Origin of the sequence: Epibacterium sp. Ofav1-8, from assembly GCF_022348185.1 — a bacterium.
GTDB lineage: Bacteria > Pseudomonadota > Alphaproteobacteria > Rhodobacterales > Rhodobacteraceae > Epibacterium.
In genome coordinates this window covers 160,307-176,401 of the sequence record NZ_JAKRFD010000001.1, presented here as the reverse complement: position 1 = coordinate 176,401, position 16,095 = coordinate 160,307, and the positions used below count along the sequence as shown (strand labels likewise).

General features: G+C 63.9%; 17 protein-coding genes. 6 read left to right on the top strand and 11 right to left on the bottom strand.

Annotated elements, in window-relative coordinates:
• Window positions 1-732: a cytochrome-c oxidase, cbb3-type subunit II gene (ccoO, locus tag MHM97_RS00805; protein ID WP_239318617.1), complete on the bottom strand. Its 732-nt coding sequence runs from the start codon at window positions 730-732 to the stop codon at window positions 1-3.
• 14 nt (window positions 733-746) lie between these two features.
• On the bottom strand, window positions 747-2,351 hold the full coding sequence (gene ccoN / locus MHM97_RS00800) for a cytochrome-c oxidase, cbb3-type subunit I (RefSeq protein ID WP_239318616.1): 1,605 nt from the start codon (window positions 2,349-2,351) through the stop codon (window positions 747-749).
• A gap of 225 nt (window positions 2,352-2,576) precedes the next feature.
• Between ccoN and MHM97_RS00795 the strand changes: the two genes are divergently transcribed.
• Complete coding sequence (locus tag MHM97_RS00795; RefSeq protein WP_239318615.1) at window positions 2,577-3,416, top strand: universal stress protein; 840 nt, start codon at window positions 2,577-2,579, stop codon at window positions 3,414-3,416.
• 386 nt (window positions 3,417-3,802) lie between these two features.
• Here the strand turns inward: MHM97_RS00795 and fnrL are convergent, their stop codons facing one another.
• A complete protein-coding gene (gene fnrL, locus MHM97_RS00790) occupies window positions 3,803-4,543 on the bottom strand; it encodes a transcriptional regulator FnrL (protein ID WP_239318610.1) in 741 nt (246 codons plus the stop codon).
• Between the two features lie 60 nt (window positions 4,544-4,603).
• Between fnrL and hemN the strand changes: the two genes are divergently transcribed.
• Window positions 4,604-5,959 carry an oxygen-independent coproporphyrinogen III oxidase gene (hemN, locus tag MHM97_RS00785; RefSeq protein ID WP_239318609.1) on the top strand — a complete coding sequence of 452 codons (1,356 nt, stop codon included), beginning with the start codon at window positions 4,604-4,606 and terminating at the stop codon, window positions 5,957-5,959.
• Window positions 5,960-6,123: 164 nt separating this feature from the next.
• On the opposite strand, the gene MHM97_RS00780 is transcribed toward hemN, so the two are convergent.
• The 6 genes from MHM97_RS00780 to napF all read right to left on the bottom strand — a co-directional run bounded on the left by MHM97_RS00780 (window position 6,124) and on the right by napF (window position 10,955).
• The gene (locus MHM97_RS00780) at window positions 6,124-6,396 is read right to left on the bottom strand and encodes a hypothetical protein (RefSeq protein WP_239318608.1); all 273 of its coding nucleotides are present in this window, start codon (window positions 6,394-6,396) and stop codon (window positions 6,124-6,126) included.
• Window positions 6,397-6,432: 36 nt separating this feature from the next.
• The gene (locus tag MHM97_RS00775; RefSeq protein WP_239318607.1) at window positions 6,433-7,140 is read right to left on the bottom strand and encodes a NapC/NirT family cytochrome c; all 708 of its coding nucleotides are present in this window, start codon (window positions 7,138-7,140) and stop codon (window positions 6,433-6,435) included.
• 23 nt (window positions 7,141-7,163) lie between these two features.
• Complete coding sequence (locus tag MHM97_RS00770; protein ID WP_239318606.1) at window positions 7,164-7,604, bottom strand: nitrate reductase cytochrome c-type subunit; 441 nt, start codon at window positions 7,602-7,604, stop codon at window positions 7,164-7,166.
• Window positions 7,605-7,680: 76 nt separating this feature from the next.
• The gene (gene napA, locus MHM97_RS00765) at window positions 7,681-10,176 is read right to left on the bottom strand and encodes a nitrate reductase catalytic subunit NapA (protein WP_239318605.1); all 2,496 of its coding nucleotides are present in this window, start codon (window positions 10,174-10,176) and stop codon (window positions 7,681-7,683) included.
• A gap of 3 nt (window positions 10,177-10,179) precedes the next feature.
• Window positions 10,180-10,452 (bottom strand): chaperone NapD, encoded by a 273-nt coding sequence (locus MHM97_RS00760; RefSeq protein ID WP_239318604.1) that lies wholly within the window; start codon window positions 10,450-10,452, stop codon window positions 10,180-10,182.
• Window positions 10,449-10,955, bottom strand: a complete 507-nt coding sequence (gene napF, locus MHM97_RS00755; protein WP_239318603.1) for a ferredoxin-type protein NapF — start codon at window positions 10,953-10,955, stop codon at window positions 10,449-10,451. The genes MHM97_RS00760 and napF overlap by 4 nt, the downstream gene beginning before the upstream one ends.
• Window positions 10,956-11,375: 420 nt before the next feature.
• Here napF and MHM97_RS00750 point away from each other — a divergent pair, with 420 nt between their 5' ends.
• Complete coding sequence (locus MHM97_RS00750; RefSeq protein WP_239318601.1) at window positions 11,376-11,612, top strand: hypothetical protein; 237 nt, start codon at window positions 11,376-11,378, stop codon at window positions 11,610-11,612.
• Window positions 11,613-11,743: 131 nt separating this feature from the next.
• Here the strand turns inward: MHM97_RS00750 and MHM97_RS00745 are convergent, their stop codons facing one another.
• Window positions 11,744-12,706, bottom strand: a complete 963-nt coding sequence (locus MHM97_RS00745) for an acetyl-CoA carboxylase carboxyltransferase subunit alpha (protein WP_239318599.1) — start codon at window positions 12,704-12,706, stop codon at window positions 11,744-11,746.
• A 262-nt stretch (window positions 12,707-12,968) separates the two neighbouring features.
• Between MHM97_RS00745 and MHM97_RS00740 the strand changes: the two genes are divergently transcribed.
• Window positions 12,969-13,802: an AraC family transcriptional regulator gene (locus MHM97_RS00740; RefSeq protein WP_239318597.1), complete on the top strand. Its 834-nt coding sequence runs from the start codon at window positions 12,969-12,971 to the stop codon at window positions 13,800-13,802.
• Between the two features lie 105 nt (window positions 13,803-13,907).
• On the opposite strand, the gene MHM97_RS00735 is transcribed toward MHM97_RS00740, so the two are convergent.
• Window positions 13,908-14,510, bottom strand: coding sequence for a LysE family translocator (locus tag MHM97_RS00735; protein WP_239319190.1), 603 nt, complete (start codon window positions 14,508-14,510; stop codon window positions 13,908-13,910).
• A 76-nt stretch (window positions 14,511-14,586) separates the two neighbouring features.
• Between MHM97_RS00735 and MHM97_RS00730 the strand changes: the two genes are divergently transcribed.
• Both MHM97_RS00730 and MHM97_RS00725 read left to right on the top strand, forming a co-directional pair.
• Window positions 14,587-15,039 carry an Lrp/AsnC family transcriptional regulator gene (locus tag MHM97_RS00730; protein ID WP_239318595.1) on the top strand — a complete coding sequence of 151 codons (453 nt, stop codon included), beginning with the start codon at window positions 14,587-14,589 and terminating at the stop codon, window positions 15,037-15,039.
• A 619-nt stretch (window positions 15,040-15,658) separates the two neighbouring features.
• Window positions 15,659-16,027 carry a VOC family protein gene (locus MHM97_RS00725; protein WP_239318594.1) on the top strand — a complete coding sequence of 123 codons (369 nt, stop codon included), beginning with the start codon at window positions 15,659-15,661 and terminating at the stop codon, window positions 16,025-16,027.
• The last annotated feature ends 68 nt before the right edge of the window (window positions 16,028-16,095 follow it).

Here is a 16,095-nt window from a genome sequence, read left to right as displayed (position 1 = left end):
TTACCGGCTTGCGTCAGGTGTGAAGGTCGAGAAATCGACCAACGTGCCGAGCATCTGCAGATAGGCGATCAGCGCATCCGCCTCGGAAACACCGGGCTGGCCATCGAAGTTGCGCACGTTGACGCTGTCCTCGCCATACCGTTCCAAGAGCCCGTCGTAATCGCTGTCGGGATCGGCCTGGGCGCGGAAATCACGCTGGGCCTGTTCGATCATCTCCTCGGTGTAGGGCACGCCGACGATGGCATTGGTGGCCATCAGGTCGCCGATATACTCGCCGTCGATGCGGGTGCGTTCGAGGAAGTCATACTTCGGCATCACCGATTCCGGCACCACCGCCTGCGGGTCGCGCAGGTGATCGACGTGCCACTCGTCCGAGTAACGCCCCCCGACCCGGGCCAGATCCGGCCCGGTGCGTTTGGAGCCCCACTGGAACGGGTGGTCGTACATCGACTCCGCCGCCAGCGAATAGTGACCGTAGCGTTCGACCTCGTCCCGCATCGGGCGGATCATCTGGCTGTGACAGACGTAGCAGCCTTCGCGGATGTAGATGTCGCGCCCCGCCAGTTCGAGGGGGGTGTAGGGACGCATGCCCTCCACCTCCTCGATGGTGTTCTCCAGGTAGAACAGCGGGGTGATCTGCACCAGGCCACCGATGGTGACGACGAGAAAGGAACAGATCAGCAGAAGCGTCGCGTTCGTCTCGAGGATTTTATGCTTGTCGAGAATTGCCATCTCTCCGGCCCTCCTTATTCAGCCGGGACCGCGACGGACAGGCTGGCCTCTTTGGCCGGCGCCCGACGAACGGTCATCCAGAGGTTGTAGCACATGACCAGCGACCCGGTGAGGAACAGAACCCCGCCCAAACCACGCATCACATACATCGGAAGCTTCGCAGCCACGGTGTCGGCAAAGGACCACACGAGGAAGCCGTTTGCGTCCACTTCACGCCACATCAGGCCTTCCATGATACCGGTCACCCACATGGACGCCGCGTAGAGCACGATGCCGATGGTGGCGAGCCAGAAGTGCCAGCTGACCAGGCTCAGCGAATAGAGCCGCTCGCGCTTCCACAGAACCGGCGTCAGATAGTAGAGACAGCCGAAGGTGATCATGCCGTTCCAGCCGAGCGCACCGGAGTGCACGTGACCGATGGTCCAGTCGGTGTAATGCGACAGCGAGTTCACCGCGCGGATCGACATCATCGGACCCTCAAACGTGGACATGCCGTAGAACCCGACCGAGATCACCAGCATCCGCAGCACCGGGTCGGTGCGCAGCTTGTCCCAGGCGCCCGAGAGCGTCATCAGACCGTTGATCATACCACCCCAGGACGGCATCCACAGCACGACCGAGAACACCATGCCCAGCGTCGAGGCCCAGTCGGGCAGCGCGGTATAGTGCAGGTGGTGCGGACCGGCCCAGATGTAGATGAAGATCAGCGCCCAGAAGTGGATAATCGACAGTTTGTAGCTGTAGACCGGACGATCCGCCTGTTTCGGGATGAAGTAGTACATCATGCCGAGGAAGCCCGCGGTCAGGAAGAAGCCCACGGCGTTGTGGCCATACCACCATTGCACCATCGCATCCTGCACCCCCGGCCAGACGATCACCGACTTGGAGCCCCAGATCGACACCGGAATGGTCAGGTTGTTGACCACATGCAGCATGGCAACGGTCACGATGAAGGCGAGGAAGAACCAGTTTGCCACGTAGATGTGGCGCTCCTTGCGGCGGATGATGGTGCCCAGGAACACGGCCAGGTAGGCGACCCAGACGATGGTCAGCCACAGGTCGATATACCATTCAGGCTCGGCGTATTCCTTGGACTGGGTGCCGCCCAGCAGATAGCCCGTCGCCGCCAGCACGATGAACAGCTGGTAGCCCCAGAACACGAACCACGCCAGATTGCCGCCCCAGAGGCGGGCCGCCGAGGTCCGTTGCACAACGTAGAAGGAGGTCGCGATCAATGCGTTGCCCCCAAACGCAAAAATCACCGCCGAGGTGTGCAGCGGCCGCAGGCGGCCAAAGTTGGCAAAGCCCTCGGACCAGTCGAAGTTCAGCACCGGAAAGGCGAGCTGGAAGGCGATGAAGGTGCCCACCAGGAACCCCGCCACGCCCCAGAACGCGGTTGCAATGACGCCGGCCCGCACCACACCATCGAGGTATTCTCCGGTCACCGGAGCCGGCACCGGCTCGTCGGTGTTGCGCAATGTGGCCAGGAACAGGCCACCCGCGACGAGCATCAGGATCACCGCATGCACCTGATAGGCCAGATCCCTGGCGTAGCCGGCGGCGATCATGAAGAAGACCGTCAACACGCCAAGCACGATCAGCTTGAGATAATTAGACATTTCATGCCCCTTTGAATGGTTCACCCGAATCGTATCCCTCGCAGACACAGCACGGGCGTCGTTTTCCCGACCCTGATGCCAGAGCGGGGTTTTGCAAACATTGATCTGCATCAAGATACTCTCGTATGGGATGTGTCATGTCACCTCACGGGATACGGGTGGCACACAGGCCAGCCGGGCGCGTTATCCTTTCTGGGACCACTCGATTTGGGAAAGGGCCAACTCATGACCTACAAGACGATTCTCACGGTGCGTTCGACACCGGACGGCAATGCAACCGCACTGGAGCAGGCCGAGGCGATGGTGCGCCGGGCGGACGGGCATCTGGATGTGCTGTGCCTGGGCGTGGATCGCACCCGCGTCGGCTATTACGATGGGGGCGCCAATGCGATCGCCATCAACACCATGCTGGAGCGCGCGCGCGACGAGGTCAAAGCCACCGAAACCGCGGTCGCGGCGCGGCTGAAATCCAGCGATGTGGCGCATGCGATCTTTACCGCGATCGCGCCGCTTGGCGATATCTCCCGGGTCACCGCCCACCATGCGCGGTTCAGCGACCTGGTGGTGATGCAGTTGCCCTATGGCGACGGCCAGGGCCCGGAGGTGGAACCGATCGTCGAGGCGGCGCTGTTTGATGCCCGCACCCCGGTTCTGGTGGTGCCCGACGGCGGCGAGATCGCCCCCGCCCCCAAGACCGTGCTTGTCGCCTGGGACGAAAGCATCGAGGCCCTGGTCGCGGTGCGCAAGGCGCTGCCCTTCCTGCAAGCGGCCGATACGGTGCGGATCGCGGTGATCGACCCGCCCAAACACGGGATCGAACGCTCCGACCCGGGCGGGATGCTGTGCCAGATGCTGGCGCGGCATGGGGTGGCCTGCGAAATCGACGTGCTGAGCAAGACGCTGCCGCGCGTGTCCGATGTGCTCAGCCGCCACGCCACCGACACCGGTGCGGAGATGATCGTGATGGGCGCCTATGGCCACTCCCGGTTCCGCGAATCGATCCTTGGCGGCACCACCCGCAACATGCTGGAACATGCCGAGGTGCCGGTGCTGATGGCGCATTAACCGCCCGCTACACAGGCCAGCCTCACCGGCGAACCGCTCCCGCGTGCAGGGGCACAGCCGGGGGCGCTCCCGCGCCCGCGCAGACCCTGACCGGAGGTCAGGCCCCTACAGACGGTCTTGGGCCCGGCAGCCAGCCCCCGGTGGGGGCTGGCTGCGCGCCGCGTGGCCCTTGGCCACGCGGCGCCCCCGCCTCCGAGGCAGGCACACCCTGTCAGGGGGATGCTCCAGCGGGCAGGTCACCGATCATCAAATGAAAACAATCAGACCAAAATCAGACAGGACGATCCGGGAAGGGCACAGGTCTGACTGCACACTGACTCTGACGGCACACTGACCGCCCCATGCCCGCGCCGTGCCCGGTTCGCGCACCCAAACCCTCCGGAGGCCTAGTCGACAAACCCGCCGTCGCTGTCATCGCCGGCCTCTTCGATCAGGCGGCGCATGTCGGGCACGGTCACATGCCGCTTGCCCTCCAGAACGATCACGCCGGATTTCTTCAGCGCGGAGATCTGGCGGCTCACCGTTTCCAGGGTCAGGCCGAGGTAGTCCGCCATCGCCTCCCGCGTCAGCTTGAGATCGAAGCTCACCGCCCCCGTCGCCGCATCGGTGCTGAGCGAGGCATCCCGGCGCGCGATAATGGCAAGCAGGCTGGCGATCTTCTCGCGCGCGGTCTTGCGGCCCAGGACCAGCATCCATTCCCGCGCCGCGTCCAGCTCATCCAGCGTCATCTCCAGCAGCCGGTGGGCGATATGCGGCGTGCGCGCCATCAGCTCCTCAAAGGGCTTCTTGCGAAAACAGCACATGACCACATCCGTCGTGGCCACCACATTGTAGGCCGCCCCTTGGCGCCCCGGACGCCCGACAAAATCGCTGGGCAGCAACAGGCCCACCATCTGGGTGCGCCCGTCTTCCATGGTCTGGGTCAGCGTCGCGATGCCGGACACCACCGAGCCGACAAAATTCATCTGATCGCCGGACCAGATGATGGGCTGGCCCGCCTCGTAGCTGCGGTAGTATTTGATCGCATCCAGCGCCTCCAGCTCGTCACCATCGCAACGGGCGCAGACAGCGCGGTGCCGGATCGGACAATCCGCGCACTGGATCGACTGGAATTGAGCAACGGTCATGCACGCCTCTGGTTGATCTGTATCAAGGCCGACCTGGCCGATTGCCCCTACCCTACGCGTATGACACAGGAATCTCAATTGGCACGGCTCGGACTATTCGACGCAAAAGTGCCCCGGTACACCAGCTATCCGACCGCGCCTCATTTCAACAATGACGTGAGTCCGGACCGCTTTGCGACCTGGATCCGGTCGATCAAACCGGGTGCGGAGGTCTCTCTCTACGTGCATGTGCCCTTCTGTCGCAGGCTGTGCTGGTTCTGCGCCTGCCGCACCCAGGGCACGCAGACGGAGTCGCCGGTCAGAGCCTATGTGGACGTGCTCAAACAGGAGATCGCCCAGCTGGCGCAGCACCTGCCGGAGGGCGTGCAGCTGTCGCGCCTGCATTGGGGCGGCGGCACGCCGACGCTGCTGCCACCCGACATGATCACGGAGCTTGCGGCCGAGATCTTTGCCGTCACGCCCCTGGCGCGGGGCGGAGAGTTCTCGGTCGAGATCGATCCGAACGAAATCGACGCCGCGCGGCTGGATGCGCTGGCTGCGGCGGGCATGACCCGGGCCTCGATCGGGGTGCAGGATTTCGATCCCGAAATCCAACAGACCATCGGCCGCATCCAGCCCTTCGACGTCACCCGCGACGCGGTGGAGATGATTCGCGCCCGTGGCATCGCCAGCCTCAACGCCGACATCCTCTTTGGGCTGCCGCATCAGACCCGGCTGCGCATGACCGAAAGCGTGCAAAAGCTGCTGTCGCTGTCGCCGGACCGGGTGGCGCTCTATGGCTATGCCCATGTGCCCTGGATGGCACGGCGCCAGAACATGATCCCGACCGACAGCCTGCCAACGCCCGAAGCCCGCCTGCATCTGTTCGAAACCGCCCAGAGGCTGTTTCGCTGGGATGGCTACCGCGAGATTGGCATCGACCATTTTGCCACCCCGCACGACGGGCTGGCGGTTGCCGAACGCACCGGCAATCTGCGGCGCAATTTCCAGGGCTATACCGATGACCGCTCCGACGTGCTGATCGGCCTCGGGGCGTCCTCCATCTCGCGCTTTCCGCAGGGCTATGCGCAGAACGCGCCCTCCACCTCCGCCTATACAAAGGCGGTCCGAGAGGGGCGCTTTGCCACCGAGCGCGGACATGTCTTTGCCGGTGATGACCTCCTGCGCGGACGCATGATCGAATCGCTGATGTGTGATTTCTCGATCTTCGCCAAGGACATCCTGCCGGTCTTCGACATTTCGCCGGCCGCGCTGGAGGCCATGTTTCGCGCCGCCGCCGCAGCCTTTCCCGGCATGCTGGATGTGAGTGCGGACGGCTTGCACATCCGTCCCGAGGGCAAACCGCTGACGCGCATCATCGCGCGCCATTTCGATGCCTATGACCTCAGCAAGGCGGGCCACAGCTCCGCGATCTGAGCGGCGGATCCCTGGCAGGCCCGCCGCTGGCGCGGGCGCACAGGCCGGGTCGGGCGTGACCGCCCGGCGAAACGCGGGCCTGGCACAGTCCAACTCTGGCAGAGTCTAACACTGGCAGAGGGCAAGTCTGGAAAAATGCAAGTCCGGGAAGGGGCAAAGCCGCCTCAGACAGAGGCACCCTTGTGACGGATGGCGCAGCCCACCAGCCCCGCCAACAGGCCGATCCCAATGGAAATCGCGTATTCCATCGGCGTGATCGCCACATGGGTCGAATGCGACCCGCCCAGGATCATCGGCGCCAGCAGGCCGACCAGACCACCAAGCGCGGCAGCCACAACCCAATTGCGCGTCGCCATCCCGACCGCGACGCCAATGATGCCCGGCAGACCAATGATGCTGGCCCCGATGGTTCCAAGTAGATCCAGAAAGCTGATCATGGCTGGGTGCTCCCCTGTCGGCCTGTGCTCGTCCCGTCAATGCGCGGCATCGCTCTGCCCCCCGATCCAGGCGCGGACGTCGGACACTTCGGTGCCCTGTCCGATCGGCGTCGTACCGGCGAGCATGTCGACCACATGTTCGTATTCCTCGAGGTAGCCGGGCGGCAGGTCATGGGCGATCCCCTGATGGCAGTCTATACAGGTCATGCCGTCGTCGATGGCGCGCTGGTGATTGTCGGCGGCGCGGGTTTCCTGGATCGTGAAGTCCATATATTCAAAGGCGTGGCAGTTGCGGCATTCCCGACTGTCGCTCGCCTTCATCTTGGCCCAGACCGCCGCGGCCATCTCCAGCCGGCGCTCTTCGTATTTTTCCTCCGTCGAGATGGTGCCGAGCACCTCGTGGTAGACATCCTTCACCGCCATGATCTTGGCCTTGATCTTGTACTGCCATTCATGCGGGACATGGCAATCGGAACAGATCGCGCGCACACCGGAGTGATTGTTGTAGTGCACGGTCTCGCGGTATTCGCCGAGGTTGGTTTCCATCGTGTGGCAGGACACGCAGAATTCTTCGGTATTGGTCAGTTCGAGCGACCAGTGGAAGCCACCCCAGAACAGGATGCCGGCAATGAACCCGGCAATCAGCAGGAAACCGACACTCAGGACACCGGTGGGGCTCCAGAACCCATCCCAAAGACGCCGCAACAGGGACCGGCGCCGGGGGTTTGTGTCATTGTCCGCCATAACTTGTCCTTCCGATACCTGCGTCAGCGAGAATGGCTGGGGAGAAACGTATTGCCGACCAGCGCCGGAGTGTCGGCCTGCGGAACATGGCATTGGTTGCAGAACCAGCGGGTGCCGGCGACGGTATCAAGCTGCCTTCTGTCCCGGTCGAGGTAATGCGTCATCGACAGCGTCGGCGCGCCGCGCTCGCCGGCATTGGACCAGTCATGACAAGCCAGACACTGGTTGGTGCGCTTGTCGATCTGATACTGATGCATCGAATGCGGGATCACCGGGGGTTGCTGGCGGTAGTTCCGCACCTCTCGCCCCTCCTGCTGCTGATAGAGCTCGGGCGCCGGAAGCGTCAGGTCGACATCCGCACCGCGCAGGGCCTGAACATGGCCGCCGGACTGCGCCACGCCCCATCCGGACAGCGCCAGGGTGGTGGCGATGGCGGCAATCCCCGCTTTGACTGTCAGTTTCATGTCAGCTCTCCATCTGTCTGTCCCGGGCGCCCCCGCGACGCGGCCATGCCGCCGCCCGCGGGGGCCGATGCCGGGGCTAGGCGCGCTCCACCTTGCAGGCGCATTTCTTGAAATCGGTCTGCTTTGACAGTGGGCAGGTCGCATCCAGCGTCAGTTTGTTGATCAGCTGGTGTTCATCAAACCACGGCACAAAAACCAGCCCCCTGGGCGGCTTGTTGCGCCCCCGGGTTTCGACCCGGCTCAGCATGCGGCCCCGGCGGGTGGAAATCTCGATCTCCTGGCCCCGGCGCAAGCCCCGGTCGCGGGCATCGTCGGGATGCATGAACACCACCGCCGAGGGCACCGCGCGGTGCAATTCCGGCACCCGCCGGGTCATCGAACCGGAATGCCAATGCTCCAGCACCCGCCCCGTCGACAGCCACAGGTCATATTCCTCATCCGGCACCTCGGGCGGGGCCTCGTAAGGGGCGAAGATGATCTTGGCCTTGCCGTCCTCATGGCCGTAGAACGCCACATCCGCGCCCTCGGGCACATAGGGGTCATGGCCTTCGCGATAGCGATAGAGGGTCTCCTTGCCATCGACGACGGGCCAGCGCAGCCCACGCACCTGATGATACATGTCGTAGGGGGCCAGATCGTGACCGTGATCGCGGCCAAAGGCGGCGTATTCCTCGAACAGCCCCTTCTGGACATAGAAACCGACGTGGTGCGATTCCACGTTGGCAAACCCCTCGGCGGTCTCGCTCAGCGGGAATTTGTTGACGGTGCCGTTCTCGAACAGAACCTGGTAGAGCGTCTTGCCGGCGACCTCTGGCTGCCTGGCGATCAGCTCCGCGCCCCAGACCTCCTCCACGGTGAACCGCTTGGCGAATTCCATCAGCTGCCAGAGGTCGGATTGCGCCTCGCCGGGGGCCATGACCTGCTGCCGCCACACCTGCGTGCGGCGTTCCGCGTTGCCATAGGCGCCCTCCTTCTCGACCCACATCGCCGCCGGCAGGATCAGGTCCGCCGTCATCGCCGTCACCGTGGGATAGGCGTCCGAGACGGTGACGAAATTCTCCGGGTTCCGGTATCCCGGCAGCCCCTCCTCGTTGATGTTGGCAGCGGCCTGCATGTTGTTGTTGCACTGCACCCAATAGACGTTGAGCGTGCCATCCTTCAGCGCCCGGTTCTGCGCCACCGCATGCAGACCGGGCTTGGCCGGGATGGTGCCGTCGGGCAGGCGCCAGATCTTTTCCGCATAGGCCCGGTGCTCGGGGTTTGTCACCACCATGTCCGCGGGCAACCGATGCGCAAAGGTGCCCACCTCGCGCGCCGTGCCGCAGGCGGAGGGCTGACCGGTCAGGGAAAACGGCGAATTGCCCGGTTCGGAGATCTTTCCGGTCAGCAGGTGAATGTTGTAGACCGAGCCATTGGCCCAGGACCCCCGGGTGTGCTGGTTGAACCCCATGGTCCAGAGCGACATGACCTTGCGATCCGGATCGGCATATTGTTGCGCCAGCTTCTCAAGCTGATGCACCGGCACGCCGGAGAGTTCCGATACATATTCAGCCGTATAGGGCGCCACGGCTCGGGCGTATTCGTCGAAACCGATCGGTGTCAGCTTGCCCGAATTCGGGTGCGCCGCCGCCTCCTGACGCGGGTCCGTGTCCCGGAGGCCAAAGCCGATGTCGGTTTCGGTCCGGGTGATATTGACGTGTTTTTCCAGGAACGCCCAGTTCACCGCATCATTCTGGATGATGTAGTTGGCCACATAATTCAGGATCGCCAGATCGGTCTGCGGCTTGAACACGATGCCATTGTCGGCCAGCTCGAACGAACGGTGCTCAAAGGTCGACAGCACATGCACCTGCGAGTCCGGTTTTGTCAGCCGCGTGTCGGTCAGGCGCGACCACAGGATCGGGTGCATCTCCGCCATGTTGGAGCCCCAGAGCACAAAGGTATCGGCGGCCTCCAGGTCATCATAGCAGCCCATCGGCTCGTCGATGCCAAAGGCGCGCATGAACCCCACTACCGCCGAGGCCATGCAGTGGCGCGCATTCGGGTCGATGTTGTTGGTGCGGAACCCCGCCTTCATCAGCTTGGAGGCCGCATAGCCCTCCATGATGGTCCACTGGCCCGATCCGAACATGCCCAGGGCACCGGGCCCTTTCTGCGCCAGCGCCTCCTTCCACTTTGCCGCCATGACATCGAAGGCCTCGTCCCAGCTGACCGGTTCGAATGCGCCATTCTTGTCATAGACCCCGTTGGACTTGCGCAGCAACGGCGTGGTCAGCCGGTCGGCGCCATACATGATCTTGGACAGGAAATAGCCCTTGATACAGTTCAGCCCCCGGTTCACCGGCGCCTCGGGGTCGCCCTGCGTCGCCACCACCCGCCCGGCCTTGGTGCCGACCAGGACCGAACACCCGGTCCCGCAGAACCGGCAGGGGGCCTTGTCCCAGCGGATGTCGGCATTGCCGGGGGATTGTGCCATGGCCTCCTCGGGCGCGAGCGGAATGCCCGCAGCGGCGGCCGTGCTGGCCGCTGCGGTGGCCTTCAGGAAGGTGCGACGGGATTCCGATAGGGTCATGCGTCAGGTCTCCGGCTGGGGGGCGGCAAGGGGAACCCGCGGCGCGGGCTCCTCGAAATGGTGATAGTTGAGCGTCAGGGAAATCACGCCCGGCACATGATGCAGCGCCATGATCGTGTCCGAGGCAAAGGCGGCCTCGGTATCCTCGACCACCACGACAAGGCGGCCATCCTCGGCTTCGGCATGGACCTCGACGCCGGACATGGCCTCCATCGCCGCGCGCGCCGGGCGCAGCCGCTCGGGGGTGACATGGACAAGGCAGCCACAGATGTTCATGCGAGCTCCTCCTCCGCGTCAGAGGGAACCTCAAAGCGGATCGCCGCCGCCGGGCAACTCGACACGCAGGCGCCACAGCCCGTACAGAGGTCGCTGTCCAGCATCGGGGCGGCGCGCCCGCCGGTCATCAGGCGAAACCGGATCGCCCGCGGCGCGCAGGCGTCCTCGCAGGCGCGGCAGGTGATGCCCGTCAGCGAAAAGCAATGCGCCGCAATTGTGGCCCGCCACGGCCAGTGCGGCGGCTCGGCGGGCACCAGCGCCCCGGTGTCACAGGCCTCGGCGCAGGCGTTGCAAAAGGTGCAGGCACCGCGGGAAAAATCGACGATTGGCGCGCTGGCGTCTTGCGGGATGAGAATGGCCTCGGGGCAGGCATCGACGCAGGCCCCGCATTGGGTACACAGCTGCGCCACATCCGGTTGCGCGCCGGGCGGATGCATCCGGGACACCTCGGTCTGCGAGAATTGTCCCCGCAAGAAATTGCGTCTGCTGTGCTCGGTCGTCATAGACTTCCTGGCCCCAAGACTGAAACTCTCGGCCCTCACGACATGCCAACGGAATGCGCGTGCGCCGATCACGTTTGCGTGAAACTACCCTAGGTAGAAAATGGATTCGCCTCAACCGCCTTGACCCAAATCAAACCGGCCCTGTTCGTTTTCACGCTACCCTCGCGCAAGCGAAACGCTCGCCGCGCGCCTGTCCGACGCCTGCCCGAAGCCTGCGCGACGCCTGTGCGGGGCGCGGAAATCGGTTTCCCACTGGGGATGTACAGCCCGGACATTCTTGGATAGGGGTCACATACAAGAGGTTCACCCCGCTTGGAGGTGCGGCGTCATGACAACGGCGCGGATCCGAGTGCAATTCACGCACGCGGCGCGCCCTTCGAGGCCGTGACAGGCGCGCCCAGACGTCAGGAGCGCGTCCAGATGAGCAAAATTACCACCGAAGAACTTGACCGCGCCGGCCAGCAGCCGCGCCGCGAAACCGCATTGGAAAAGACCGCCCGCACCGCGCGCGAGATCATGGAGGACGAAGCCCAGACCCGCCGCGAAAAGACCGAAAAGCTGCGCAAGGCACGCCTGCAACACAAGGGCCGCGCCCCGACCCCTGCCGAGGTTGAAGAGGCGCAGACACCGGAACAGGCGCTGCAGGAACAGGACTGACCGCCCTGCCCCGCCGGCCCCGTCACCAGGGACACGCGCTGCGGGACCCCGACATGAAAAAGCCCTCGCATCTTGCGAGGGCTTTCTTGATTCAGCGGGCCGGTTGCGGCCTCTTCAGGTCAGGCGGCCAATCAGGCCGCCAGCCCCTTGGACCCCATATCGAGGAACTTCTTGCGCCGGTCCGCAATCAGCGCCTTGGCGTCCATCGGCTTCAATTCACCGAGCATTTCACCGATCGCGGCCGCCACCGCGCTATAGCTCGCCTCCGGATCGCGATGGGCGCCGCCCAGCGGCTCGGCGATGATCCGGTCCACCACGTCCAGCGCCTTCAGATCCTGCGCGGTCAGGCGCAGCGCCTCGGCGGCCTCGCGCATTTTCTCGGCATCCTTCCACAGGATCGATGCACAGCCCTCGGGCGAAATCACCGAATAGACCGAATGCTCCAGCATCGCGACGCGATTGGCAGTGGCAAAGGCCACGGCACCACCCGAGCCGCCCTCGCCGATGATGACAGAGATCAGAGGCACGCCGATCTTCAGGCACATCTCGGTGGAGCGGGCGATCGCCTCGGACTGGCCGCGCTCTTCGGCGCCCTTGCCGGGATAGGCGCCGGTGGTGTCCACCAGCGTGATCACCGGCAGGCCGAACCGACCGGCCATCTCCATCAGACGCACCGCCTTGCGATAGCCTTCGGGACGCGCCATGCCAAAGTTGTGGGTGATGCGCGATTTGGTGTCAGAGCCCTTCTCGTGGCCGATCACCATCACCGGCTGATCGTTGAAGCGCGCCAGCCCGCCCATCACCGCCAGGTCATCGGCAAAGTTCCGGTCGCCGGCCAGCGGCGTATATTCGGTAAAGAGCTTTTCGACGTAATCCTTGCAGTGCGGACGCTCCGGGTGACGCGCCACCTGGCATTTGCGCCACGGGGTCAGATCCGCATAGAGATCCTGCAAGAGCTGCGCGGCCTTCTTGTCCAGCGCGGCGGCCTCGTCCACCACATCCATTTCTTCGTTGGTGCGCGCCATCGCCCGCAGCTCTTCCGCCTTGCCTTCGATTTCGGCGAGGGGTTTTTCGAATTCCAGATACTGGGTCATACTGTCTCTACTGTCACGGTTTGCCCGTTATATGGACTTACGCAGCGTCTGATGCAACTCTCCGTGTGGTATCGGGGTGGCATCGGGGACCGGCCGCCGCCGCACCGGCAGGGCTCCGCCCCTCTCCGCGGGGGCCGCAGCCGCACTTGGCCCCCTGCGCCGCCTCCAACGGGCCGCTTTGCGCCGGGACGCAAACTCAGCAAGATTTGTCACGCGCGTCTCTGGCATCACGCAGGTGGCACGACGACACAAGGACAGGCAGATGGCCCAGAGTTACGAAGATCGCATCCTGCGGGTGCTCACCTATATCCACGACAATCCGGCAGGCGATCTCAGCCTGGATCGGCTGGCGGATGTGGCGGCGATGTCGCGGTTTCACTGGCACCGGGTGTTCCGCGCCCTCACCGGCGAGACCTGCGGCCAGTCGGTGCGCCGCATCCGGTTGCATCACGCGGCGGTGGCGCTGACAAATTCGCAGGCCCAGATCGAGGACATCGCCGCCACCGTGGGCTATCCCAACCGCTATTCCTTCTCGCGTGCCTTCACCACGGCCTACGGCATCGCGCCGGGGGCCTTTCGCGCCCAGGGGCAGCACCTGCCGCCCCTGGCGCTTCGCGATCCAAAGGAGCTTTTTATGCATGATGTCACCCTGCGCACCGAACCGGCGCGCCGCCTTGTAACTGTCCCCCATATCGGCCCCTACGCCGAAATCGGACGGGCGTTCGAACATTTCTCAGCGCTGGTCAACAGCCGCAGCCTCTGGCCGGATCTGGGGCCGGTGATCGGCGTCTATATGGATGCCCCGGGCGAGGTGCCGGAGGACCAGCTGCGCAGCTTCGCCGGCGCCGAGTATCATGGCACCGGGACCCCCGAGGGGATGCAGCCCTTTGACATTCCCGGCGGCAGATCGGCTGTACTGACCTTCAAGGGTCCCTATGCCGGGCTCTCGGCGGCCTACGACAGCCTGTTTGGCGGCTGGCTGCCGCAATCGGGCGAAACCCCGGCGGATCAGCCCTGCTACGAGATCTATCTGAACGACCCCCGCAGTACCGCGCCCGAGGACCTGCTCACCGAAATTATACTGCCGTTGAAATAGGGCACCCACCTTTTTCGACCCGGTCGAAAAAGGGCGTGCAAATCCCCCTCGATGGGGGTTTTGCACGCGCCCCCACCCGATGCGCGTTTCCGGCTCCGCAGGGGATCAATGCGGCCAGATCACCGGATAGAGCGAGGCCACCAGCAGCACCGCCATGGTCCAGTTGAACAGGGTCAGCCGTCTGGGGCTGGTCAGAAACCGCGCCATCTGCTGGCCAAGTACGGTCCATGACCCCACCGACGGCAGGTTGATCGCCCCAAAGACCACCCCCACCACAAGGATCGCCCAGAGCGTATGATCCGGCGTGTAGGCGCTGATCGCCGTCAGCGCCATTGCCCAGGCCTTTGGATTGACCCACTGAAACGCCGCCGCCTGCAAAAACGTCATAGGCGTGCCTGCATCATTGCCCGCGCCCGTCTTGGCCGCGCCCGCGTTGGCGATCTTCCACGCCAGATAGAGCAGATAGACAACGGAGCCGACCTTCAGCACCGTGTAGCTTATCGGATAGGCGTCAAAGACCTGCACCAACCCGGCGCCCACCAAAAGCACCATGAACACAAACCCCAGCGCCACTCCCAGCATATGCGGGATGGTACGGCGAAAGCCGAAATTCGCACCCGATGCCATCAGCATCAGGTTGTTCGGCCCCGGCGTGATCGAGGAGACAAAGGCAAAGAGCGCAAGCGCGGCAAGAAGGTCATAGGTCATCATGCGCAAAAATGTGCGTCGATGCGGAGGAAATGAAATTGCGATCTCGCGCGCGAACCCGCTATAATCGCAACAAATGGCGAAAACAGATCGAATAAACCAACACATATTGCAAGAACTGAGCCGCGACGGGCGGATCTCAAACCTCGAGCTTGCAGAGCGCGTCGGCCTGTCCCCCTCAGCCTGCCTGCGCCGGGTGCAGGAACTGGAACGCGAAGGCGTCATCACCGGCTACCGCGCCGTTCTGGACCCCGCTGCCATGGGCGTGGGGTTCGTGACCTATATCGGCGTCGGTCTTGGCGAACACACCAAGGAAGCGCAGGCCGCCTTTGAGCGCGCCATGTCCAGCGCGCCGGAGGTGGTGGAGTGCCACAATATCACCGGCACCATCGAGTATCTCTTGCGCGTCGAATGCGCCGACCTCAAGAGCTACAAACAGTTCCACACCGAAATCCTCGGCACCTCGCCCTTTGTGACGGCGATCACAACATATGTGGTGATGGGATCCCCCAAGGACCAGCGCGCCTGATCGTTAGGCAAGACCAGCGCGAGGTGTTGCGCATGGCGCGGACGCTCTGGCAGGGGAATATTTCGGATCTATCGCTAGGATCTCAGGTGATCGCGATCATCGACCGGACCTGACACCCCGGTCACACCAGGAACCGGCTTTCCCGCGAGGGAAGCGTGCAGAGACAACGTTTAGCGCGCGGGTGGATACACCCGTCCATCTCCGATCTGGCGGCGCCGCCTCCTTATCGTCGACACTATCATCGTCCTCATCATCCAGATCCCCACCCAATCCGAGGATCGCCCAGACAGCAAGACCGATAAGGCGCCCCATCCCGGGACACGCCGGCCATTGTGCTGCTGATGAGCCTTGGATCTGAGGGTTTGCGCCGCGCTGCGCGCGACGCCGCAGGGCCGGGGGCCGCGCCTTCGGCGCGGCCCCCGGCTTGGCCCAACGCTTTTGGATCAGGCTTGCCCTGATCCGCAAAGGGGCGGGAGCGCCCCCCTCCTGCCCGTCATCTTCACCGCAGACACTCAGATCGCGCAACCTGTCGTTCGCGCTTAGACTGCGCGCTTGACCTCAACCCCGCTTGAGATCCGAGACTCCTTTTCGTGACGGCCATTTTCAGGGGACAGTCAGTATGAAGATTACCACAGCGGGTCTTATATTATTCACGCCGCACTATCAGGCGTGCGTCGCCTTTTATCGGGACTGTTTGAGATTGAGGCTGCTCCATAGCATCAATCGTCCCGAAGAGACCCTGAGCACTTTTGATCTGGGTGGCGCTTATTTGATGATCGAACCGGCGGAAGATCTCGCCGCACCTCCGGCCAGACTGCCACTGAAGTTGCGATTTAATGTGCCCGACATCAAAGCAAGCTGTGAAGATCTGCGGCAACGGGGTGTTGAGGTGCGTTTGCTTCACCACGGATGGGGCAGCACTGCAGAGTTTTGCGACCCCGCTGGCACGCGCTGCGCCTTGCGGTCTGATGCAGGGTTCGGGGTTTGAACCCGACCCGCATTGGCCCCATCTGCATCGAGGAGGAACGCGAGGGAGCGAGGCTCTGCCTCGCGCTC

Bases quoted from the DNA above. Each gene is read 5' to 3' on its own strand.
- ccoO (WP_239318617.1), bottom strand. From the start codon at position 732: ATGGCAATTCTCGACAAGCATAAAATCCTCGAGACGAACGCGACGCTT.
- ccoN (WP_239318616.1), bottom strand. From the start codon at position 2,351: ATGTCTAATTATCTCAAGCTGATCGTGCTTGGCGTGTTGACGGTCTTC.
- MHM97_RS00795 (WP_239318615.1), top strand. From the start codon at position 2,577: ATGACCTACAAGACGATTCTCACGGTGCGTTCGACACCGGACGGCAAT.
- fnrL (WP_239318610.1), bottom strand. From the start codon at position 4,543: ATGACCGTTGCTCAATTCCAGTCGATCCAGTGCGCGGATTGTCCGATC.
- hemN (WP_239318609.1), top strand. From the start codon at position 4,604: ATGACACAGGAATCTCAATTGGCACGGCTCGGACTATTCGACGCAAAA.
- MHM97_RS00780 (WP_239318608.1), bottom strand. From the start codon at position 6,396: ATGATCAGCTTTCTGGATCTACTTGGAACCATCGGGGCCAGCATCATT.
- MHM97_RS00775 (WP_239318607.1), bottom strand. From the start codon at position 7,140: ATGGCGGACAATGACACAAACCCCCGGCGCCGGTCCCTGTTGCGGCGT.
- MHM97_RS00770 (WP_239318606.1), bottom strand. From the start codon at position 7,604: ATGAAACTGACAGTCAAAGCGGGGATTGCCGCCATCGCCACCACCCTG.
- napA (WP_239318605.1), bottom strand. From the start codon at position 10,176: ATGACCCTATCGGAATCCCGTCGCACCTTCCTGAAGGCCACCGCAGCG.
- MHM97_RS00760 (WP_239318604.1), bottom strand. From the start codon at position 10,452: ATGAACATCTGTGGCTGCCTTGTCCATGTCACCCCCGAGCGGCTGCGC.
- napF (WP_239318603.1), bottom strand. From the start codon at position 10,955: ATGACGACCGAGCACAGCAGACGCAATTTCTTGCGGGGACAATTCTCG.
- MHM97_RS00750 (WP_239318601.1), top strand. From the start codon at position 11,376: ATGAGCAAAATTACCACCGAAGAACTTGACCGCGCCGGCCAGCAGCCG.
- MHM97_RS00745 (WP_239318599.1), bottom strand. From the start codon at position 12,706: ATGACCCAGTATCTGGAATTCGAAAAACCCCTCGCCGAAATCGAAGGC.
- MHM97_RS00740 (WP_239318597.1), top strand. From the start codon at position 12,969: ATGGCCCAGAGTTACGAAGATCGCATCCTGCGGGTGCTCACCTATATC.
- MHM97_RS00735 (WP_239319190.1), bottom strand. From the start codon at position 14,510: ATGACCTATGACCTTCTTGCCGCGCTTGCGCTCTTTGCCTTTGTCTCC.
- MHM97_RS00730 (WP_239318595.1), top strand. From the start codon at position 14,587: ATGGCGAAAACAGATCGAATAAACCAACACATATTGCAAGAACTGAGC.
- MHM97_RS00725 (WP_239318594.1), top strand. From the start codon at position 15,659: ATGAAGATTACCACAGCGGGTCTTATATTATTCACGCCGCACTATCAG.